The organism is Streptosporangium sp. H16 (genome assembly GCF_051918855.1).
Classification (GTDB): domain Bacteria; phylum Actinomycetota; class Actinomycetes; order Streptosporangiales; family Streptosporangiaceae; genus Streptosporangium.
This window is the reverse complement of record NZ_JBPXMD010000013.1, coordinates 135135-156648: the sequence shown is the minus strand read 5'-3', so window position 1 is coordinate 156648 and position 21514 is coordinate 135135. Positions and strand designations below refer to the sequence as shown.

General features: G+C 70.8%; 21 protein-coding genes. 13 read left to right on the top strand and 8 right to left on the bottom strand.

The window, feature by feature from the left end; genetic code table 11:
- Positions 1–43: 43 nt before the first annotated feature.
- The 3 genes from sigJ (at position 44) to ACTOQ2_RS22795 (ending at position 2785) form a co-directional block, all read left to right on the top strand.
- Complete coding sequence (gene sigJ, locus ACTOQ2_RS22805) at positions 44–931, top strand: RNA polymerase sigma factor SigJ (RefSeq protein WP_440101980.1); 888 nt, start codon at positions 44–46, stop codon at positions 929–931.
- A complete protein-coding gene (locus ACTOQ2_RS22800) occupies positions 928–1392 on the top strand; it encodes a carboxymuconolactone decarboxylase family protein (RefSeq protein ID WP_440101978.1) in 465 nt (154 codons plus the stop codon). Before sigJ ends, ACTOQ2_RS22800 begins: the two co-directional genes overlap by 4 nt.
- A 673-nt stretch (positions 1393–2065) precedes the next feature.
- Positions 2066–2785, top strand: coding sequence for a pyridoxamine 5'-phosphate oxidase family protein (locus ACTOQ2_RS22795; protein ID WP_440101976.1), 720 nt, complete (start codon positions 2066–2068; stop codon positions 2783–2785).
- Positions 2786–2906: 121 nt separating this feature from the next.
- On the opposite strand, the gene ACTOQ2_RS22790 is transcribed toward ACTOQ2_RS22795, so the two are convergent.
- Both ACTOQ2_RS22790 and ACTOQ2_RS22785 read right to left on the bottom strand, forming a co-directional pair.
- On the bottom strand, positions 2907–3677 hold the full coding sequence (locus ACTOQ2_RS22790) for an SDR family oxidoreductase (RefSeq protein ID WP_440101974.1): 771 nt from the start codon (positions 3675–3677) through the stop codon (positions 2907–2909).
- 4 nt (positions 3678–3681) lie between these two features.
- Positions 3682–4545, bottom strand: a complete 864-nt coding sequence (locus tag ACTOQ2_RS22785; RefSeq protein ID WP_440101972.1) for an RNA polymerase sigma-70 factor — start codon at positions 4543–4545, stop codon at positions 3682–3684.
- A 138-nt stretch (positions 4546–4683) separates the two neighbouring features.
- Here ACTOQ2_RS22785 and ACTOQ2_RS22780 point away from each other — a divergent pair, with 138 nt between their 5' ends.
- Entirely contained in the window at positions 4684–4869 is a 186-nt protein-coding gene (locus ACTOQ2_RS22780) for a hypothetical protein (RefSeq protein ID WP_440101970.1), read from the top strand.
- A gap of 49 nt (positions 4870–4918) precedes the next feature.
- On the opposite strand, the gene ACTOQ2_RS22775 is transcribed toward ACTOQ2_RS22780, so the two are convergent.
- Together ACTOQ2_RS22775 and ACTOQ2_RS22770 are read right to left on the bottom strand one after the other, a co-directional pair.
- Complete coding sequence (locus tag ACTOQ2_RS22775) at positions 4919–5179, bottom strand: hypothetical protein (RefSeq protein WP_440064691.1); 261 nt, start codon at positions 5177–5179, stop codon at positions 4919–4921.
- 247 nt (positions 5180–5426) lie between these two features.
- Positions 5427–6116, bottom strand: a complete 690-nt coding sequence (locus ACTOQ2_RS22770; RefSeq protein WP_440101968.1) for a GntR family transcriptional regulator — start codon at positions 6114–6116, stop codon at positions 5427–5429.
- 139 nt (positions 6117–6255) lie between these two features.
- Here ACTOQ2_RS22770 and ACTOQ2_RS22765 point away from each other — a divergent pair, with 139 nt between their 5' ends.
- The 8 genes from ACTOQ2_RS22765 to ACTOQ2_RS22730 all read left to right on the top strand — a co-directional run bounded on the left by ACTOQ2_RS22765 (position 6256) and on the right by ACTOQ2_RS22730 (position 13703).
- A complete protein-coding gene (locus ACTOQ2_RS22765; protein ID WP_440101967.1) occupies positions 6256–7059 on the top strand; it encodes an FAD binding domain-containing protein in 804 nt (267 codons plus the stop codon).
- Positions 7060–7116: 57 nt separating this feature from the next.
- On the top strand, positions 7117–7635 hold the full coding sequence (locus tag ACTOQ2_RS22760; RefSeq protein WP_440101965.1) for a (2Fe-2S)-binding protein: 519 nt from the start codon (positions 7117–7119) through the stop codon (positions 7633–7635).
- Entirely contained in the window at positions 7632–9017 is a 1386-nt protein-coding gene (locus ACTOQ2_RS22755; RefSeq protein ID WP_440101963.1) for a xanthine dehydrogenase family protein molybdopterin-binding subunit, read from the top strand. The genes ACTOQ2_RS22760 and ACTOQ2_RS22755 overlap by 4 nt, the downstream gene beginning before the upstream one ends.
- Before the next feature lie 3 nt (positions 9018–9020).
- Positions 9021–10058, top strand: a complete 1038-nt coding sequence (locus ACTOQ2_RS22750) for a xanthine dehydrogenase family protein molybdopterin-binding subunit (protein WP_440101961.1) — start codon at positions 9021–9023, stop codon at positions 10056–10058.
- 31 nt (positions 10059–10089) lie between these two features.
- Complete coding sequence (locus tag ACTOQ2_RS22745; protein ID WP_440101959.1) at positions 10090–10392, top strand: EthD family reductase; 303 nt, start codon at positions 10090–10092, stop codon at positions 10390–10392.
- Between the two features lie 116 nt (positions 10393–10508).
- A complete protein-coding gene (locus ACTOQ2_RS22740; protein WP_440101958.1) occupies positions 10509–11450 on the top strand; it encodes an AAA family ATPase in 942 nt (313 codons plus the stop codon).
- Positions 11443–12792, top strand: a complete 1350-nt coding sequence (locus ACTOQ2_RS22735) for a vWA domain-containing protein (protein ID WP_440101956.1) — start codon at positions 11443–11445, stop codon at positions 12790–12792. The genes ACTOQ2_RS22740 and ACTOQ2_RS22735 overlap by 8 nt, the downstream gene beginning before the upstream one ends.
- Positions 12789–13703, top strand: coding sequence for an amidohydrolase family protein (locus tag ACTOQ2_RS22730; protein WP_440101955.1), 915 nt, complete (start codon positions 12789–12791; stop codon positions 13701–13703). The genes ACTOQ2_RS22735 and ACTOQ2_RS22730 overlap by 4 nt, the downstream gene beginning before the upstream one ends.
- Positions 13704–13733: 30 nt before the next feature.
- On the opposite strand, the gene ACTOQ2_RS22725 is transcribed toward ACTOQ2_RS22730, so the two are convergent.
- The 3 genes from ACTOQ2_RS22725 to ACTOQ2_RS22715 form a co-directional block, all read right to left on the bottom strand.
- Positions 13734–14384, bottom strand: a complete 651-nt coding sequence (locus ACTOQ2_RS22725) for a GNAT family N-acetyltransferase (RefSeq protein WP_440101953.1) — start codon at positions 14382–14384, stop codon at positions 13734–13736.
- A gap of 11 nt (positions 14385–14395) precedes the next feature.
- A complete protein-coding gene (locus tag ACTOQ2_RS22720) occupies positions 14396–15061 on the bottom strand; it encodes a hypothetical protein (RefSeq protein WP_440101952.1) in 666 nt (221 codons plus the stop codon).
- 149 nt (positions 15062–15210) lie between these two features.
- On the bottom strand, positions 15211–16440 hold the full coding sequence (locus ACTOQ2_RS22715) for a glycosyltransferase (RefSeq protein ID WP_440101950.1): 1230 nt from the start codon (positions 16438–16440) through the stop codon (positions 15211–15213).
- 73 nt (positions 16441–16513) lie between these two features.
- Here ACTOQ2_RS22715 and ACTOQ2_RS22710 point away from each other — a divergent pair, with 73 nt between their 5' ends.
- Positions 16514–17122 (top strand): TetR/AcrR family transcriptional regulator, encoded by a 609-nt coding sequence (locus ACTOQ2_RS22710; RefSeq protein ID WP_440101949.1) that lies wholly within the window; start codon positions 16514–16516, stop codon positions 17120–17122.
- A 216-nt stretch (positions 17123–17338) separates the two neighbouring features.
- Here the strand turns inward: ACTOQ2_RS22710 and ACTOQ2_RS22705 are convergent, their stop codons facing one another.
- Positions 17339–21466 carry a vitamin B12-dependent ribonucleotide reductase gene (locus ACTOQ2_RS22705; protein ID WP_440101948.1) on the bottom strand — a complete coding sequence of 1376 codons (4128 nt, stop codon included), beginning with the start codon at positions 21464–21466 and terminating at the stop codon, positions 17339–17341.
- Positions 21467–21514: the final 48 nt, after the last annotated feature.

Sequence of the window (21514 nt, the reverse complement as noted above, 5' to 3'; positions counted from 1 at the left end):
CCCGGAGGACGGTGGGGTTCGGGCGATGTCACAGACTTGGAACATGTCTCGTCCTCCTTACGTGAACGGTGACGAAGCCCTCGCGGCGGAGTTCGAGGCCATCCGGCCACGCCTGGTCGGAGTGGCCTACGCCCTGCTCGGCAGCCTCGACGAGGCCGAGGACGTGGTCCAGGACGCCTGGTTGCGGCTGGGCAGGGCGGAGCGTTCGGAGATCGGGGACGTCACGGGCTGGCTGGTGGTCACAGTATCGAGACTCGCGCTGGACGTACTGCGTTCGGCGCGCGTACGGCGCGAGGAATACGTCGGGCCGTGGCTGCCGGAGCCCGTGGTGGGCGGGGGCGACCCCGCCGACCGGGTGACCCTGGACGAGTCGATGAGCCTGGCGATGCTGGTGGTGCTGGAGTCACTCAGCCCCGCCGAGCGCACCTCCTTCGTCCTGCACGACGTGTTCGGGCTGCCGTTCGGGGAGGTGGCGCGCGCGGTTGGGCGCTCCGCCGCCGCGTGCCGGCAACTCGCGGCCCGCGCCCGCGGGCACGTCGCGGCGCGGGCACCCCGCTTCGAGGTCGACGAGGCCGAGCACCGCAGGGTGGTCGAGGCGTTCGCGCGGATCATCCGGGGCGGGGACGGCGACATCGGCGCGCTGATGGCGCTGCTCGATCCGGACGTGGTGATACGCAGCGACGGCGGCGGAGTGGTCGGCGCGGCCCGCAGGCCGGTCCGCGGCTGCGAGCGGGTGGGCCGCTTCCTGCTCGGGGTCGCCAGAAAGTACGGCGGCGCCGGGAGGCTGACGGTGACCACGGTCAACGGGCGGGCCGGGCTGCTGTGGACGCGGGAAGACGGGCTCTCCGTCTACGGGCTGACCGTCTCCGAGGGCCGGATCACCGAGATCGACATCGTGAGGAACCCCGAGAAACTGAGGAGTGTCCGATGAAAGAGCGGATGGATATCGGCGAGCTCGCCCCGGAGGCCTACCGGGCCATGCTGAGGCTGGAGAAGTACCTGACGGAGAGCGGGCTGCCGCACGCCACGAAGGAGCTGGTCAAGCTGCGGGTCAGCCAGATCAACGGCTGCGGCTTCTGCGTCGACATGCACTCCCACGACGCGAAGGCGGCCGGGGAGAGCGACGAGCGGCTGTTCGCGGTGGCGGCCTGGCGGGAGACGCCCTTCTTCAGCGACGCCGAGCGGGCGGCCCTCGCCCTGGCCGAGGAGGCCACCCGGCTCAGCGACCGCGGCGAGACGGTGCCGGACGAGGTGTGGGACGAGGCCGCCAGGCACTACGAGCCGGAGGTGCTGGCCGCACTGGTCGTGACGATCTCGACGATCAACGCGTGGAACCGGATCGCCGTCACCACCCGCAAGGTCGCGGGAACCCTGCGTAGCCAAAACGGTTGATCGAGAGGGGTCCGGCGGACTAGGTTTGGCTCGCACGGGCGACCGTGCGGGCCAGGCGCGCGAGCGTCCGGCGAACCGGTGTCACAGGACGCGGAGCACGGCGAGCCCGGAAAAGGGGAAGATCATGCGGCGACGCACCCAGATCATCCGGCGGCGGCGTCCACGCCGACCCGACCGCGCCTCGGGCCTGGACCTGCGCTCCCCCTCGGGGCGCCCGCTCCCCTACTGACCTGGTCCCTGTTGACCTGGCCTTTACGGCAGTCTTATGCGGCGATCTGTAGATAATTCTTATAACGGAACCATCACGCCGGGGGGCTCAATGAAGAGACTTATGGTCGTGCCACCATATGTCGCACGGCTCAAGATCAGGGACATTCGTTCCGCGACACGCCGAGGGGTGAGCGGTGACACCAAGGTCGTCGACCTCAGCGCCTACACGGGCCGCAACGTCCTCCGCTTTCCACGGACGAGCGGCCCCACATCCGCCGCCTGACCCCGTCCGGCCCTCCTCGCGAAAGACCCGCCACGGCGGGTCTTTCTCCGTTCGGGCCGCCGTTCCGCCGCTGTCCCGGCCCCAGGCTCGCCGCGGATCCCCTTCCCTGCGGTCCACATGACGGGACACACGAACCACGGGACACCCGAACTCCTAGGTCACCTGATTGAATATCGCCTCATGAGCGAATTGTCCGCGACCGAGCGTACCCGGCACCGACGCCTGCGGGAGAAGGGCCGCACAGATCGCGCCGCCCTGTACGAGGTGCTGGGCGCCGGATTCGTCTGCCACCTGGGAGTGATCTCAGGTGGTGTGCCCATGGTGGTCCCCACCGTCTACGGCTTCGACGCCGACCACCTCTACGTGCACGGCTCGGTGGCCAGCAGGAGCCTGACCGGCCCGGACGAACCCGGGACCACGACGGGCGCCGGCACGGACGAGCCGGGGGGCGCGGCGGACCCGGGTAGGGGAACGGTCTGCGTGACGGTCACCCACGTGGACGGCCTCATCCTGGCCAGGTCGGTGTTCGAGCACGGCGTCAACTACCGCTCCGCCATGGTCTACGGCGTGCCCCGCTCCCTGGAGGGCGAGGAGAAGCTGGCCGCGCTGCGGATCCTGACCGAGCGCGCCGCCCCCGGCCAGTGGGACTACGCCAGGCGGCCCAGCCGCAAGGAGCTCGCCGCGACGACGATCCTCGCGATCTCCCTGGCCGAGGCGTCGGTCAAGGTGAGTTCCGGGCCGCCCGACGACGGCGAGGGGCCCGACGCGGAGCTGGGGCTCTGGGCGGGCCGGCTGCCTCTGGCCACCACCTGGCTCGCCCCGGTCCCCGACCCCCTGCTTCCGGCCGGAATCGCCCCTCCCGACCACATCGCCGCCCGGACGGGCACGCGGGCCACCTGATCCCCCGGCGGGCGAAGCGGGCACGGGGTCACCGGCCCGGGAGGCCTCTCCCGTGAGAACCGGAGCCGGCGCGGCAGCGCGCACGACGGGTCGCGATCCCGCGCGGCGGGGACCGTCCCGGTCACCGCCGCGCCCGTGTCCCGTACCCGCTCCGGCCCGAGGCCGACGCCACGAAGTCCGCGAACGTCCCGCGCCCGTCGGGGTGGTCCGGCGCGAGGTGCGCGTCCCGCCGGAAGGCTGCGGCCACCCGGCCCGGCAGGAGCAGCGGCACGACGGGCCTGCGCCGGCCGGTGACGCGCAGGTAGGTCCGCGCGAGCCCGGCGACGCTCACGATCTCGGGGCCGCCCATGTCGGGCACCCTCCCGGCGGGCGCGCCCAGCGCCAGCTCCACCAGCCGCTCCGCGACCTCCTCGACCTCCACCGGCTGGAGGCTCGTCCCGGCGGGAACGAGCATGACCGGCGCCTTCGCCAGCGCCTCCAGCGCGAACAGGACCAGGTCGTGGAACTGCGTCGCGCGCAGGATGGTGTACGGCAGCCCCGAGTCCTCGATGATCCTCTCGGCCTCGTACTTGCGCCGGTAGTACGAGTACGGGTGCCGTTCGACGCCGACGATGGAGATGTGGACCAGGTGGGTGCCCGCGGGCGTCGCGGCGATCAGCCGCCGGGTGCCCTCGACGTCCGCCGAGGAGTCGCGCGGGTCGCTGGCGAGGTGGACGACCGTGCCCACCCCGTCAAGGGCGGCGTCGAGCCCCGCCCCCGTCCGCAGGTCCCCGATGTGGGGCTCGCGCGTGCGGCTCAGCACGCGGGCGGGGTGACCGGCCGCGGCGAGCCGGTCCACGACGTGGCGGCCGAGAGTGCCCGTACCGCCGGTGACAAGGATGTTTTCCGTCATACCCCTAAGAACCGGTGAGCTCCCGCAGATGTGACAGTTTCTCCGGATTGAGCACGGCGCGCACCCCGACGATCAGACCGCCGGAGATCTCGATCACGAAGACCGTGATGAGTTCTCCCCCGCGCCGGGCGAGGATCCCCTCCTGACCGTTGACGTCGACGTGGCCGAACTCCACGTCCTGCCCGAACTTGGCGGCGATCCCGGCGAGGAAGCGGACGACCCGCTCGCGGCCCGCGACCGGCCGCAGCGCGGCGTTCACCCTGCCTCCGCCGTCGGACCAGGTGACCACGTCGTCGGCGAGCAACCGCTCCAGCCCGGCCAGGTCGCCGCCGGCGGCGGCCGCCAGGAACCGTTCCACGATCCTTCGCCGCTGCTCGCCGGGGGCGTCGAACCGGGGAGTCTCGCCGACCCTGCGCCGGGCCCTGCCGTACAGCTGGCGGCAGTTGGCTTCGGACAGGTCGAGCACGTCGGCGATCTCGCGGTACCCGTACGAGAAGGCCTCGCGCAGCACGAACACGGCCCGCTCCGCCGGGGTGAGCCGCTCCAGCAGGAGCATGAAGGCCATGGACACCGCGTCGCGCCGCTCGGCGCTCTCCAGCGGGCCGAGCGCGCCGGTCGGCGCGGGCTCGGGGAGCCAGAAGCCGACGTAGCGCTCGCGGGTGGCGCGGGCGGCGGAGAGCCGGTTGAGGCAGAGGTTGGTGACCACCTTGGCCAGCCAGGCCCCGGGCGAGCCGATGTTCTCGCGCTCGGCGCCGCTCCAGCGCAGGTAGGCGTCCTGGACGACGTCCTCGGCCTCGGTGGCCGACCCGAGCATCCGGTACGCCAGGCCGAACATCCTCGGCCGCTCCGCCTCGAACTCCTCGATCACCCGACCAGGGTGCCAGACGGAGCGACGGCTCCCGTTCCCGGGCGAGTAGGACCACGGCCGCTCGTCCGTCACGGAAGGGGGCGGTGCGCTCGCGGAGGCCGATCGCGGGCGCACCGCCCCCTCCGGCAGGATCGGACCATGGCGATCGAGACGAACGACGGTAACGGCGGGGGGTCGCTGGCGGGGCGCGTCGCTGTGGTGACCGGGGTGAGCAGGCGGGCCGGGATCGGTTTCGCGATCGCCCGCGAGCTGCTCGCCGAGGGGACGAGCGTGCTGCTGGCGCAGGCCTTCGCCGCCCGGAGGCACCTCGTGGCGACCTCCTGACGACCTGGGCGGCGGCTGCCCGGAGGCGACCTCCGGGCAGCCGCGATCGTCACTTGTCGCTGTTGTTCTCCGGCGTCTGCGACAGCGCGCTGGCGGCGGCCGACTTCTCCTCGTCGCCCTGCGCCGGGTCCGACAGCGTCCTGGACGAGGCCGACGCCGCCTCGGCACCGGTCTCCCCGTGGCTCTCCGGGGCCTGCGAGAGCGCGCTGGCGGCGGCGGACTTCTCCTCGTCGGTCGCGTTGGGGTCGGCCAGCGTCCTGGCCGCGGCCGTCGCCGCCTCGGAACCGGTCTGTCCAGAGTTGCTCGTCACGATCTCACCTTTCCTCGAACCGTATCCGCGTTTCCCGCACCCCGGCCGGGGCGGTGAGGTCGTGCGGGCTCCCGCGCCGCGCACGATCTCGCCGTCCGTGCCGCGGCGGGCGCCGGCCCCTCACAAGGATCGGGCGACCCGCCGTTCCGGCCGGTGATGACGACAGCCCAGCCCGGCTACCCCGGTCACCGGCTTCCAACCGCGAATCCTCCGGATACGAGGTGATTCAGCGGGATTCAGATGGGATTCAGCCGGCGGCGGTGTCGCGGATCCTGCCGTGGGCGTCGTGCGGGAGGTCGGCGTAGTGCCACTGGTGGTCGCGGGCGTGCTTGCAGGCCGTCTCCAGGTCGCCCCGCTCGATCACCGCCAGCAGCTCGGCGTGGTCGCGGGCGATGTCGTGGAGGTCCACGCCGGTCGCGAGCATCGTGACCGAGGTGCGCGCCTCGATCTGCAGCCCCTCCCAGGAGAGCCTGAGCAGCTCGTTGCGAGCGGCCCCGACGATGCGCCGGTGGAAGGACACGCTCGCCCGCATGGACGCCTCGCCGTCGCCCTCGACGGCCGCCGCCCGCATCGCCGCCACGTCCGATCCGAGCGCCTCCAGCGGGACGGTCCCGGCGAGGATGGCGAGCCGGATGGCCGTCTCCTCCAGCGCGGCCCGCACGACGTAGCTCTCCCTGAGCGTCTCGTGGACGAAGGGGCGCACGAAGGTGCCCCTGCGCGGCTGGGTCTCCACCAGCCGCATGACCTCCAGCTCGCGCAGCGCCTCGCGGACGGGTGCCTGGCTCGTGCCGTACGTCGCCGCGAGACGTGTCTCCACCAGCCGCTCACCGGGCCTGAACTGGCCGGAGACGATCCGGCTGACCAGCGAGTCGCGGATCTGCCGCGACAGCGTCAGCCGCGGCAGCATGGAGGGCTCCCCCGTCATCTCCTCGGTCATGGAGCGCATCCTACCGAGTGTCGATTCTCGTTCATCGATCTCCTCTTGACCTCCCCTTGACTCAGGGACGACCCTCAGCCTACGGTTCCGATAATCAATTATCGATAGTTAACCCGCTTGTAACGCAGGGGGTCCGGACATGATGATCCAGGCGGTCCACGTGCCAGAGTCCGCCGAGGCCGTGGCGGTCCACTCGGCGAGGGGCGGCCAGATCATGGGCGGCGGCACCGTCGTGATGCCGCTGGTCAGCGGCGGCGCCGCGACCGGGAGCGAGCTGATCAGCCTGCGAAGGGCCGGGCTGGCGGGGATCGAGGTCCGCGACGGCGTCGCCAGGATCGGCGCGGCGGCTCCGCTCTCCTCCGTCGAGGAGCATCCCGAGCTCGGCTTCCTGCGCCCGGCGGTGCGCACCATCGCCTCCCCCACGATCCGCAACCTGGCGACCGTGGGCGGCAACCTGTTCGTCGCGCAGCCGTACGGCGACCTGGCGGTCTGCCTGCTCGCCCTCGACGCGCTGTGCGAGATCGCGGGCCCCGGCGGGCGGCGCGACGCCCCGGTGGCCGACGTGCTCGCCTCGGGGGTCGCCGCGGGCGAGTTCGTCACGGCGGTGGTGATCGCCCTGCCGGAACCGGGGACCTGGTACTACCACAAGGCCATGCGCCGCAAGCTGAACTCGGCGTCCATCGTGACCGTCGCCTCCGTGACGCGCACCGAGGACGGCGTGGTGACCTCGGCCAGGATCGCCCTCGGCGGCGTCGCTCCGCGCCCGGTGCGCGCGGTGTCGGCCGAGCGGCTGCTGGCGGGCCGCCCGCTGAGCCCCGAGGTCCTGACCGAGGCCGGGGAGGCCGCCCGTTCCGACACGGCGCCCTTCGACGACGCCTACGCCAGCGCGTGGTACCGGGTGCGCGTCCTGCCCGTGCACCTGCGCCGGGCCTTCACCGGCTAGCGGTTTTCCGCGCCCTCACGTGCTCATACGCGCCCACCCCCCAGAAAGGGCCGGACAATGTCGTCACAGATCGTCTCGCTCGTCGTCAACGGCGAACCCCGGGAGTTCATCGCCAGACCGGGCACCACTCTCCTGGCGACCCTGCGCGACTCGCTGGGGCTCACCGCGGCCAAGCGCGGCTGCGCGCAGGGCAGCTGCGGCACCTGCACCGTGCTGATCGACGACCGGCCCGTGACGGCGTGCCTGGTCGCCGTGGAAACGGTCTCGGGCTGCTCGGTCCGCACCCTTGAGGGAGTGGCCGCCGGCGGGGACCTCGACGAGGTGCAGAGCGCCTTCGTCGACAACTTCGCCACCCAGTGCGGGTTCTGCACGGCAGGCATGATCATGGTCGCCGAGGCCCTGCTGGACCGCAACCCCGACCCGACCAAGGAGGACGTGGCCGAGGCGATCTCGGGCAACGTCTGCCGGTGCACCGGCTACCAGCCCATCATGATCGCCATTCTGGACGCGGCCAGGCGCAGGCGCGGGGAGAGCACCGAGCAGGGACAGCCCGTGGAAGGGACCGTGTCGCGATGACCTACCGGCTCGCCCCCATCGACAAGGGCTCCTTCGCCGCCGAGCGCGAGGACGACTTCACCGTCATCGGCTCGGTCGTCCAGCGCTCCGACGCGCTGGGGCACGTCACCGGCAGGACCGAGTTCTTCGAGGACGTCGCCCCCCGGGGGATGCTGCACCTGAAGATGCACCGCTCGGCCCGCCACCACGCCAGGATCAGGAACGTCGACCTGACCGGCGCCCTGGAGGTGCCGGGCGTCACGCGGATCCTCACCCACGCCGACATCCCGAACAACATCTACACCCCGCTCAAGCTGATCGGCGTCGGGCCGGACGACGAGCCGATCCTGGCCGTGGACAAGGTCCGCTACCTCGGCGAGCCGATCTGCGCGGTGGTCGCCGAGTCCGAGGCGGCGGCCCTGGAGGGCGCGGCCAGGATCAGGGTCGACTACGAGGACCTGCCGGCGGTCTTCGACGTCGAGGAGGCCCTGGCGGAGGGGGCGCCGCTGGTCAACGAGTACCACGGCCGCAACTTCTTCACCTACGAGGGACACCACTGCCGGCGGATCCGGTTCGGCGACGTGGAGAAGGCGTTCGGGCAGGCCGACCACGTCTTCGAGTGGCGCTACGAGTCCGCGCCGATCGAGCAGGCCCCCACCGAGACCACCGGCTGCGTGGTGGTCCCGCAGGCCGACGGCCGGTTGCGCATCCACTCCGACACCCAGGCGTGCTTCTTCACCCTCGACAACACCGCGCTGATCCTCCAGACCCCGTTCAACAAGCTGCGCGTCGTCGGCGGGACGGTCGGCGGGGGCTTCGGCGGCAAGGTCGACGTCGTCGTCGAGCCGGTCGCGTGCGTGGCCGCCATGGTGACCGACCGCCCGGTCAAGTTCGTCTACAGCAGGTACGAGGAGATGCAGGTCTCCTCGCCGCGCGCGGCCGAGCGCATCTACATCAGGGACGCCGTGATGGACGACGGCCGGATCATCGGCCGCAAGGTCACGCTGTACGTCGACTCCGGCGCCTACGCCCGGCACACCCCGTACGGCACCACCAAGGCCGCCGCCCACCTGCCGGGACCGTACTCGATCCCGAACGTGTGGGCCGACTGCCACTGCGTGTTCACCAACCGCACGCCGTCCAGCGCGATGCGCGGGTTCGGCGTCACCATCGGCGACTTCGCGCTGGAGTCGCAGATGGACCGGATCGCCAGGGCCCTGTCCATGGACCCGCTCCAGCTGCGCCTCCTCAACGCCTACCGCGACGGGGACCTCAAGGCCCACCGCAAGGTCGCCGAGGGCACCGCCCTGGTCGAAGTGATCCAGAAGGCCGCGGAGATGTCCGGGCACGAGCTGCCCGAGGCGTACCGCCGGATGTCCTCGACGACACGAGAGGGGCTGTAGGCCATGGCCAGGCTGCGCGGGCGCGGATACGCGTCGGTGAACTACCCGACCGGTATGAACCTCGGCGGCGATCCCTCACAGGCGCTGATCCACGCCACGACCACGGGCACCTTCGTGATCACGCTGTCCTCGGTGGACCTCGGTCAGGGCATCAAGACCATCGCCGCGCAGTGCGCCGCCGAGACGCTCGGCCTGCCGATCGAGAACGTCCTGGTCAACACCGCCGACACCGACACCGGCCCGCACTGCATGGGGACCTTCGCCAGCCGGGGCACCCACCGCGTCGGCAACGCCGTCATCATGGCGGCGGCCGAGGCGCGCGCCGTGATGCTGGAGGTCGCCGCCGAGGAGCTGGAGGTCGACGCCGGGGACCTGGAGACCGACGGCACCGGCGTCATCAAGCTCAAGGGCTCGGACCAGCCGAGCATCCACATCACCGACCTCGCCCTCGCCGCGCACTTCAAGCACGGCCGCACGATCTCCGGGCGCGGCATCTTCCTCAAGGAGCCGAGCGTGCCGGTGCCCGAGACGGGAGAGATGGACCCCGACTCCTGCCAGGCGCACGCGTGCACGGTCGCCGTCGTCGAGGTGGACGACGAGACCGGGACGGTCGAGGTGCTGGAGCTGTACAACGCCTACGAGATCGGCCGGGCGCTCAACCCGGCGATGGCGACCCAGCAGGTCGAGGGCGGGGCCTGGATGGGTATGTCGCACGCCCTGTTCGAGACCACCGAGCCCTACTATCCGCGGCGCGACCACGGTCCCCGCGACTTCGCCGACTACCTCATGCCGGGGCCGGCCGACATTCCCGTACAGCACAGCCTGTTCCTGGAACGTCCGGCGGGCAACGGCCCCTACGGCGCCAAGGGCATCGGCGAGATGACCGCCAACGCGCCGATCCCGGCCATCGCCAACGCCATCTTCGACGCCTGCGGCGTGCGCGTCACGGCGATGCCCTTCACCCCCGAACGCGTCCTGCGCGGGCTGGACGCCCTCGCGCGGGACGCTCCGCGCGAGGTGTCCTCGCGCGGAAACGCCTGAACACCCATCCGATCCGGAGGAACCGATACCCATGCTGAAAGTCGTCTCGCTGCTCAAGCGCGCGGAGAACATGTCCCACGAGGAGTTCGCGAAGTGGGTCGTGGAAGACCACGTCGAGTTCGCCAGGAAGCTTCCCGGGCTGCGCAAGTACACGGTGAGTGTCAGCAACGGCGAGGACGCGCCGTTCGACTCGGTGAACGAGCTCTACTTCGACGACGAGGACGCCCGCGCCGCCGCGTTCGGCTCCGAGCACGGCAAGGCCGCCGCGGCCGACGCCGCCGCGCACACCACCCAGCGGGTCCACCTGCTCACGACCGAGCACGCGCAACTGTGACGCCTGTCGGGGGTTCCCCGGTGGCCGGCGGGTTCCCCCCGGCTCCCGGTGGGTCCTTCTCGGCGACCGGCGAGTCCCCGGCGACCGTCGGGGTCCCCCCGGTGCACGGTGGATCCTTGTCGGCGACCGGCGAGTCCCCGGCGACCGGCGAGTCCCCGGCGGGTTCCCCGGTGGCCGCCGGGGCCTCCTCGGTGGGCCGCCTCCTGGACGAGCGCGCACTCGCCGCGGCGCTCGAACGGGAGGGGTACTTCGCCGACGAGGGCCTCTGCACGGCCGTCCACCTGGCGCTGCGGCTGGGCCGGCCGCTGCTGCTCGAGGGGGAACCGGGCGTCGGGAAGACCGAAATCGCCACGGTGCTCTCGCGCGTCGTGGGCCGGGAGCTCATCCGGCTCCAGTGTTTCGAGGGGCTGGACTCCGGACAGGCGCTGTACGAGTGGGACTACCCCAAGCAGCTCCTGCAGGTCCGGGTGGCCGAGAGCCGCGGCCAGGAGGTCGGCGACCTCTACCGCGAGGAGTTCCTGCTGCGGCGGCCGCTGCTGCGCGCCCTGGAGGCCGACCGCGGCGCGGTCCTGCTGATCGACGAGATCGACCGCGCCGACAGCGAGTTCGAGGCGTTCCTGCTGGAGTTCCTGGGCGACTTCCAGATCACGGTCCCGGAGCTGGGCACCGTCCGGGCGCGCACGCCGCCGGTCGTGGTGCTGACCTCCAACCGGACCCGCGAGCTGCACGACGCGCTCAAACGGCGGTGCCTCTACCACTGGATCGCCTTCCCCGAGGTCGACCGCGAGCGGGCGATCCTGCGCGCGGCCGTACCCGGCCTGGAGGAGCGGGCCGCGGAGGGGCTGGTACGCGCCGTCCAGCGGGTACGCGGGCTGCCGCTGCTCAAGCGGCCCGGCATCGCCGAGTCGGTGGAGTGGGCCAGGGGCGCGGTGGCCCTGGCCGAGGGCGGCAGCCCCTGGCCCGTGGCGCTGCGCCGCGCCCTCGGCCTGCTCATCAAGGACGAGGAGGACACCCGGCTGCTCCTCGGGCACGCGGAGGAGCTGTTCGGCGATGCCTGAGCCCCCCACCCTCGCGCGGGAGCCGTACGGCGACGGCGAACCCGCCGTCCTCGCGGCCGGTCACGTGTGGGGGTTCCTGTCCGCGCTGCGCGCCGCGGGCGTGACCACCGCGCTGCCAAAACAGGCCGACCTGCTGCGGGTCGTCGGCGAGTCACCGCCGCGCGACCTGACCGCCCTGTACTGGTACGCCAGGATCACCCTGCTGCACGACATCGAGGAGCTCGCCGCGTTCGACCGGGTCTTCGCCGCGTGGTTTCAGCAGGGCGGCCTCCCGGACGCCGTACCGCCACCCCCCGCCGGGGAGAGCGACGTCCCCTCCCCCCAGGGGCCGGGCGAGGACGACCCCGCCCCGCGGGAGGTGCTGCCCGGCGACGGCGTCGAGGCCAGCACGCTCAGCACGTACGGCAGGCGGGAGTTCGACGCGGCCGGCGACCGGTGGCGTTCGGTCACCCGGGCCCTGGAGGCCGCCTGGCCCGCCGTGCTGCCCTCGACCCCGTCGAGGCGGCGGCGCCCGGCGCGGACCGGCGACCGGCTGGACGTGCGGCACGCCTGGCGGCGGGCGCACCGCCACGACGGGGAGATCATCGAGCTGCGCCGGCGCGCCCGGCCCCCGCGCCCGCGCCGCCTGCTCATCCTGGTCGACGTCTCGGGCTCGCTGCGGCGGCACACCCCCGACCTGCTCCGCCTGGCGCACACGGCACTGCGCGCGGCACCGGCCCGCACCGAGGTCTTCACCTTCGGCACCCGGCTCACCAGGATCACCTCCGCGCTGTCGCACCCCCACACGGGCCGGGCGCTGCGAGCGGTGTCCGAGCGGGTGACGGACGCCGACGGCGGCACCGCGATCGGGACCGCGCTGCGGGAGTTCCTGGGCGTTCCGCGGTTCGTGGCGCTCGCGAGGGGCGCGCTCGTGATCGTGCTGTCCGACGGGCTCGAACGCGGCGACCACGTCCCCATGGTCCGCGCGACCGCCCGCCTGTCCCGGCTGGGTCACCGGCTCGTCTGGTGGTCACCGCTGGCGTGCTCTCCCGCCTACAGCCCGGTCACGCGCGCCATGGCCGCCCTCCTCCCCCACCTCGACCACCTCGGCGGCGTACGAGACCTGCCCACCGCCCTCGCGGAGGTCCGCCGCCTCCCCGCGGTCCTGTCCGGCCCCCGGCGCGCGGCGGCCAGGCGGTGGGCCACCCCGCGCCCCGCCCCCCGGCCCGCTCCCCAGCCTGCTCCTCCCCCCGCTTCCCGATCCCGCTCCACGCCCAGCGGGAGCCCGCTCACGACGGCCCCCGCGGACGGGCCCCCTCCCGGGGCCGAGGCCGGGGGCCTCCACGCCGGAGGTATCCGATGAACGACGCCACCGCCCGTCCGGCTCCCGACGGGATCGTCGACGCCCACCACCACATCTGGCGCGCCGCCGACCTGCCCTGGCTCCAGGGCGAGATGATCCCGCGCATCTTCGGCCCCTACGAACCGATCCGCCGCGACTACCCGGTGTCGGAGTACGTCGAGGAGGCCACCGCCTGCGGCATCACCTCAGCGGTCTACGTGCAGGCCAACTGGCCGCTCGACCGCTCCCTGGACGAGGTGCGCTGGCTGCGCGAGACGCACGCCGAGACCGGATGGCCCACGGCCGTGATCGGGTCCGCCGACCTCTTCGACGAGGGTGCGGCCGACGTGATGCGCCGCCAGGCCGCGCTCACCCCGCTCATGAGGGGCACCCGGCTGCAGCTGCACTGGCACGAGCGGCCGGAGTTCCGTTTCGCCTCCGCCCCCGACCGCATGAAGGATCCCGTCTTCCGCCGCAACATCGCCTCGCTCGCCGACCTCGGCTGGCTGTTCGAACTCCAGGTGTTCGCCGGGCAGATGGCCGACGCCGCGAGCTTCGTCGACGACTTCCCCGACGTCACGTTCGTCCTGGTCCACGCGGGGATGCTCGACGACTTCGAGGTGTCCCGGGTGGCGGAATGGAAACGCGGCATGAGACTGCTCGCCGAGCGGCCCAACGTCGTGGTGAAGCTCACCGGTCAGGGCACGTTCGTACACCGCGTGGACCGCTCGCTGATCGAGACGGTCGCGGACACCTGCCTGGAGGCCTTCGGCTCGCACCGCTGCATGTGGGGGAGCAACTTCCCGATCGAGAAGATCTGGACCGATCTGCCCACCCTGGTCTCCACCTGGCAGGAGGTCCTCGCCGGCCGGTCCCCCCAGGTCGTCCAGAACGTCTTCGCCGCCACCGCCCGCCGGGTCTACCGCTTGTGAGGGTGCGGTGCCGGCGTCGCCGATCGGGTATCACCATGTTCGGCTTCGGAACATGGACAGGGGAGCCGTGCAGAGGGTCTGCTCGGCGCCGAACTCCTCGAACGTGCCGACGGGGCGGAAGCCGAGGCGGGCGGCGAGTTTCAGAGATCGCTCGTTCGCGGTCTGGGTCACGAGCAGGACCGGCTGGTCGGGGAGTTCGTCAGCCGCGGCGCGCAACGCGGCCGTCGCGGCCTCGAACGCGAACCCCGCGCCCCACGCACCGCGCCGCAGTACGTAACCCAGTTCCAGTTCCTCGCCCTCCTCGGTGACGTGCCCGGAGGAATCGGTCGAACGGCGGGCGAGCATCAATGTCCCGACAAACCGGTTCGTCGTCTTGTCCGCGATGACATAGTTACCGGGCCTGGATGTCGCGTTGGCGATCGCCGCGTCGAAGCGCTGCTCGACGTCACTCCGAGGCTGGGGACCACCGAGGTACGCCTGAACCTCGGGATCGGTCGAGAGCTCGACGAATCCTTCACGGTCGGCATCGTGCAACGCTCTGCGAAGCAGGAGTCGTTCCGAAGGAAGCTCCGCGGCAGACAGCGTGCGCAATTGGCTCATAAGCCCTGAACTTAGAACACGGGACCCTTGTCCGGGCACATGGACGACGAGGGCTTCCGTCACCGCCAGCGCCGAGGACACTGGTCGCTCCTCTAGGCTCCCCCGCGCCGGTTCGTGCCGGCAGGCGTGAAAGTGAAGCCGTCGGCGAAGCCGGAGCCCCCGCCCCGGACGGCCAGGAGCATGGGCTCGTCATACAGGGCGGTCCGATCCGTACGCGAATCAAGGAACTCGTTCCAGAAATGGAAGCAGAGCAAAGGATCTCGAGGGTGCCCCGTCGCGTATACCAGGGCCTTGGGAAAGTACGGGCTCGTACCACCGCAGTAGATCGAGGGCGGCCCGAACATGCCGAGGGTCTGTCCGAGGGTTCGATCGCTCTCACACCAGGCCGTGGTGACGCCGATCAGCTTGTCGTACTCGTCCCGCGACAGGACGCGGTCCAGGTGGAGCCACCCGTGACGATGGGCGAACTCGGCGTAGACGGACGCGGCCATGTCATCGGTTCCGGCACCCCAGAGAGACTCGAAGGCACCCCGCACCCCCGTGGAGAGAAAAGCCCTTCGACCCTGGAGGGAGTCCCGTTCCTCACTCCAGAGCCGTTCACGATCGTCCGCGAACGCCATCGCGTCGAAGTGAATCCTGAGGGCGATCTCTCCGCCGAACATGCCCGGCCGGCGGAGAGCCGCGTTGATCTCAGCGAGCAGGTACTTGCGCACCTGCTCGCCCGTCCGTGCTTCCCGCCGGCCGTCCGCATCGGCCATCGGCCACCCATTCTTTCGCCGTTACGACCTTCCGCGAACGCCGGAAGGGGGCCGGACCCGACTCCGGCCCCCCTTGTCATCGGGCACCGCAACCGATCCGAAGCGCCGTTTTTACTGGTCAGCCAAACGTGTTGGATGTTCGGCGGCTGTCACCCTGTTCGGCGGCCGGGCCCGCGGGTGACGTGGAGCCGGTTCACCACCTCGACGACGGGCGCCGCGCCGTCCTCTGCCGAGACCCCGGCCGACAGGGCCTGGGCCCGCTGCCGGTAGGCCGGGTCGGTGACCGCGGTGGTGAGGGCGGCGGCCAGCCGTGCGGGTGTCAGGCGGCGGAACGGGATCGCGGCCGGGGCCACGCCGAGTGCCATCAGCCTGGACGCCCAGAACGGCTGGTCGTTCATGACCGGTACGGCCACGGCGGGCACCCCCGCCCGCACCCCGCCCCCGGTGGTGCCGCCGCCGCAGTGGTGGGCGACGGCGGCCATGCGGGGGAACAGCCAGTCGTGCGGCACGTCGCCGACCGCCAGCACGTCGTCCGAGATGCGTCCCCGCAGGCCGGTCTGCAACACGCCGCGCAGCCCGGCCCGCCGCAGCGCCTGCACGGCCAGCTCCGTGTACTGCTCGGCCCGTGCGTCCGCCAGGCTGCCGAAGCCGACGAAGACCGGCGTGGGCCCCGAGGTCAGGAAGTCGCGCAGCACCGGATCCGGCTGCCGGCCTCGCGGCCGGGGCGGCCACCAGTAACCCGTGATCTCCAGCCCTGGCCGCCAGTCGGCCGGGCGCGGCAGCACCAGCGGGCTGACCCCGTGGAAGACCGGCCAGCGCGTGCTCTCCCGGCGCCGGTAGAGGGCGCGCGGGGTCATCGGGGGCAACCCGAGCCGGGCCCGCATCTTCGTGCTCATCCCGGCGAACAGCGGTCCGGCGGCGGGCAACTCGAACGCGAGCCGGGCCGCCCTGCGGTTTCCCCACCGTCCGAGCGATTGACGGAACAGGCTCATGACCGGCGGAAAGTCCCCCGTGGGGTCTATCGGCTGCAGGTGTACCCCCATGCTGGGCACGCCCATCGCCTCGGCGACGTGACAGCCCAGCGCGCCCGCCACGCCCAGCAGGAGCAGATCTGCCTCCTGCTCGGCGATCTGGGCCAAGCCGTCCATGAGCTGCTCGCTGTACTCCTTGAACGCGCTGATAGAGAAGCGGCCGGTCAGCGCGAGGAGCGGATCTCCGGGAAGTGGCAGATACTCCAGGCCCGCATCGGTCACGAGCTCCGCGTACGGCTCGTGCGCGGCGATGGCCACCTCGTGCCCGGCTTCATGCAAGCGCATTCCCAGTCCCGTGTACGGCGCCACGTCCCCCCGTGTGCCGACCCCGATGATCAGAACTCGCATCCGCGTCACCCCTCGCCCGTTTATCATGCACTCGCATGATAAACGGGACAGGAAGGCTTTTCCATGCACTCGCATGAGAAAGCGGTGGGATATGCCGAAGATCGTCGACCACGACGCCAGGCGACGGCACATCGCCGAGGCCGTGCACCGCATCATCCACGACAAGGGCATGCAGAACGTCAGCCTCAGGGAGGTCGCCGCCGAGGCCGAAATGTCTATGGGCGCGGTGCAGTACTACGTCACGACGAAGGATCAGATGCTGCTGCTGGCGCTGGAGCACATCGGAATCTGGATCGGCAACCGGGTGGCGGCCGTGGCCGCGCGCCGGTCCACGCCGCTCGACCTGCTGCGGGACACCGTGCTGGAGTTGTTACCGCTGGACGACGAGCGCAGCTACCTGAACCGCGTCGGGCTGGCGTTCCAGGCGAGCTCGGTGGTGGACGACGACCAGGCGGCGGCGATGCGGCTCGGGGTGCCGCTCCTGCTGTCCCTGTTCGCCGAGCAGATCAGGGACGCCCAGGCCGCCGGGCAACTCGCCGCCCACCTGGACGCGGACAAGGAGGCGAGCATCCTGTACGCCTTCGCGCAGGGCGTCGTGAACGCCACCCTGGTCGGGCACTACACGCCCGAGGAGGTCGCGGCGTTGCTCGACTACCACCTGGCACGGCTCCGCGCGGGGTGATTGAACCCGTCCGGTGTTGACGGAGGCTCTGATGCACCCCGAGTTCGGTGGAGTCGGGGCAGACCAGCGACTCCACGAAAGCCGGGGGACATCATGAGGACCCCACGCCAACGGCAAGGAGGTCCGGCCCAAAGACCGAACCTCCTCATGAACCAGGCATCACCGAGACCTCAACCGAAGCGTCGAGTTCCGGTTGGACCGGATGACTTCGGGGAGTCAGCTGCAGCCGCTGGTGGAGCCGCAGCCCTCGCAGACGTAGCAGCTGCCGGCGGGACGCATCTTGGTGCCGCAGGTCATGCAGAGCGGCGCATCGGCGGTGCGGCCCTGGTGGGACTCCAGGGAGCCGGTGCGGCGCGGGGTCTCCACGGCCACCGCCTCGGGGCGGGACTTCTGCTCCTCGACGGGGGCCTGCTCGATAGGGGCCGAGGTGGCGAGTTCGGCGATGACCTCGTCGGTGTGGATCGGGGCCGGGTCCTCACCGCGCTGCTGGGCGGCGCGCTCGGAGGCGGAGAAGATCCCGAGGGCCGCGCGGTCGTCGTAGGGCAGGTGGTCCAGGGCCAGACGGCGGAAGATGTAGTCCATCACCGAGGCGGCGATGCGGACGTCCGGGTCGTCGGTCATGCCGGCCGGGTCGAAACGCATGTTGACGAACTTGCCGACGTACGTCTCCAGCGGCACCCCGTACTGCAGGCCGATGGAGATGGCCACCGAGAACGCGTCCATGACGCCCGCGAGGGTCGAGCCCTGCTTGGACATCTTCAGGAAGACCTCACCGAGGCCGTCGTCGGGGTAGGACGAGGCGGTCATGTAGCCCTTGGCGCCTCCCACGGTGAAGCGGGTGGTGGTGCTGGGGCGCTGGTTCGGCATCCGGCGCCGGGTCGGGCGGCTGATCTCCACGACCTGGATCGCCGGCTCGGCGGGCGTCTCCTTCTCCTCGGTCTTCTTGCCCGAGGCCGAGAGGGGCTGGCCGACCTTGCAGTTGTCGCGGTAGACGGCCAGAGCCTTCAGGCCGAGCTTCCAGCCCTCCATGTAGACCTGCTCGATGTCCTCGATCGTCGCGGACTCGGGAAGGTTGACCGTCTTGGAGATGGCTCCGGACAGGAACGGCTGGGCCGCGGCCATCATGCGGACGTGGCCCATCGGGGCGATCGCGCGCTCGCCCATGGCGCAGTCGAACACCTCGTAGTGCTCGCGCCTCAGGCCGGGGGCGTCGACGACGTGGCCGTGCTCGGCGATGAACTCGACGATCGCCTCGACCTGCTCCTCCTGGTAGCCCAGCCGCCGCAGCGCGCGGGGAATCGTCTGGTTGACGATCTGCATGGAGCCGCCGCCGACGAGCTTCTTGAACTTGACCAGGGCGAGGTCGGGCTCGATGCCGGTGGTGTCGCAGTCCATCATCAGGCCGATGGTGTTGTGACTGACCATACCGTTGGCCACATAAGTGACGTTGTCCGGGACGGACAGGTCGTAGGTCGGCTGCACGCCGCCGTCCTCGTTCGCCTCGACCCGCTCGAAGAGGTAACCGAGCGCATGGCCGAGCCGCTTGTCGGGAAACTCGGCGAAGACCCGCTTGGCCAGCATGCGAGCGACACCACCGCTCCTGCGAACCGACTGGAACACGGTCTCGCGCAGGGAATGCCCCTCGGGAAGGATCGTCTCCCACACCTCGCGGGACAGGAACACCTGGTCCTTCCTGGCGGACCGCTCAGGCTCCAGTTCGGTCATGAGCTTGTTCTTGCGGTCTCCCATGAACCCGATGATCTCGTCGAAGTTCAGGGCGTGGTCGACGTTGCGCAACCGCACCTGGAAGATCGGCCCGCCGAAGCCACTGACCGTTTCACGAGTCGTGGTGGCCATGCCGAGGGCGAGAAGCAGCGTCCGGATCTCACCCGCGAAGGAGCCGGAAGCCGTCGAGAGGCTCGGCACGCCCTCCAGGACGGTGCCGTCGGCCTCGAAGAGACCGCGTAGGAAGGCGCCGTAGATCTCGCTGTCGTTGGTCTCAAGGATTGCCGAGGGGATCCGCGGCGTCCAGCCCTTGCCGGAGTGGTCGGTACCGGGAAGCTCTTTCGCGAAACCGGAGGCCTGCCACCAGCGTGCGAGCCGCACCGACTGAAGGACGACCTCTTGGTATCCCTCCCGCTGGGTGAGCACCGGTTCGAGGTGGAAAAGCTCCTTGGACAGGATGCGAAGACGCTCGACCACATCGAGGTCGGCGTCCGCGACACAGAACCGGACACCCTTGGCGTGCAGGCTACCGTCACCCATGAAGTAGCCGACCAGCTCGGCCAGTTCCGGCGACACCAGGTCGGGGACGACGATGGAGCGATCTCCCGCGTAGTACGCCTGGTCGAGCACGGGCAGGGGAACCGCACGGTGCTCACCGACGAGGGTCTGCAGCTGCATGGGAACGAGGTCGCCCGGCTCGATGTCGGCCAGGCGCTTCCACTCCCATACTCCGGTCGCGCTGTCGACGACCTTGACTCGGTGGGTCAGCGTGCCCTGGACGCGATAGCCGCCGTGGGTGCGGATGAGACGGGTGGGCTCCTCACCGTTGACGAAGAACTTCGTAGCCCGGCGCGGTCCCTCGTCGGTGGAGACCGTCATGTCGAGGTCCTGCCAGCGATCGCCGTACACGTCCGCGATCTCGGCCAGGCGGACGAGTCCCCGGTCCGTGGTGATCAGCGTTTCACCCGTCAGGCACCCGGTGGGCGCCAACAACGACGCCTGCGCGTTTCTGTATCCGTTTTTGTCGCCGATGCGAAGACACTCGGCCCACTGCCTGGAGGCCTCGCGGTGGATGGCCCCGTCGATCTCGTCGAACGTGCGCAGGGCGTCGTTCGCGTCGTTGTGCTTGCGCATGACCCGCTTGTGCGCGTCGGCGTTGCGGGCGTAGCCGTCGTACGGGCCCACGACCGCGGCCAGTTCGGCGCTGCGGCGGTAGGAGACGCCGGTCATCAGCGAGGTGATGGCCCCGGCGACCGCCCGGCCGCCGTCGGAGTCGTAGGCGTGGCCGGTGGCCATGAGCAGCGCGCCGAGGTTGGCGTAGCCGATACCCAGCTGGCGGTAGGCGCGAGTGGTCTCGTCGATCTTCTCGGTGGGGAAGTCGGCGAAGGTGATGGAGACGTCCATCGCGGTGATGACCAGCTCGGTGATCTTCACGAAGTTCGCGATGTCGAAGGTGTCGTCGTCCTTCAGGAACTTCAGCAGGTTGATGCTCGCCAGGTTGCACGAGGAGTTGTCCAGGTGCAGGTATTCCGAGCAGGGGTTGCTGGCGGTGATGCGGCCCGTCTCCGGGCTGGTGTGCCAGTCGTTGATCGTGTCGTCGTACTGGAGGCCGGGGTCGGCGCACTCCCACGCGGCCTTGCCCATCTTGCGGAACAGCTCTCTGGCGTCGATCTTCTCGATGACCTCGCCGGTGAGGCGGGCGCGCAGGCCGAACTCCTCGCCGTTCTCCACCGCGCGCATGAACTCGTCGGAGACGCGCACGGAGTTGTTGGCGTTCTGGTACTGGACGGAGACGATGTCCTTGCCGCCCAGGTCCATGTCGAACCCGGCGTCGCGGAGGGCGCGGATCTTGTCCTCCTCGCGCGCCTTGGTCTCGACGAACTCCTCGATGTCGGGGTGGTCGACGTCGAGGACGACCATCTTGGCGGCGCGGCGGGTGGCGCCCCCGGACTTGATGGTGCCCGCGGAGGCGTCGGCGCCGCGCATGAAGGAGACCGGGCCGCTGGCGGTGCCGCCGCTGGAGAGCAGTTCCTTGGAGGAACGGATCCGGGAGAGGTTGACGCCGGAGCCCGAACCTCCCTTGAAGATCACGCCCTCTTCCTTGTACCAGTCGAGGATCGACTCCATCTGGTCGTCGACGGCCAGGATGAAGCAGGCGCTGACCTGCTGCGGCGACGCGGTGCCGACGTTGAACCAGACGGGCGAGTTGAAGCTGAAGACCTGGTTGACCAGAGCGTGCTTGAGCTCGTGGTCGAAGATCTCGGCGTCCTCGTCGGTGGCGAAGTAGCCGTGCTCGACCGCCGTACGCGTGTAGACGCCCACCACCCGGTCGACCAGCTGCTTGAGGCTCCACTCCCGCTGCGGGGTGCCGACCGCGCCGCGGAAGTACTTGGTGGTCACGATGTTGGCGGCGTTGACCGACCACGACTGGGGGAACTCGACGCCGCGCTGCTCGAAGTTGATCGAGCCGTCGCGCCAGTTGGTCATGACGACGTCGCGGCGCTCCCAGGTCAGCTCGTCATAGGGATGCACGCCTGGCGTGGTGAAGATGCGCTTCATCTTCAGGCCCTTGCGAGGCCTCTTGCCCCCACGTGTCACCGCGCCGACAGTCTCCGTCATGACTTCCCCCTCCTGGGGCTCCGTAGAACCCTCGAATCGGACCACACC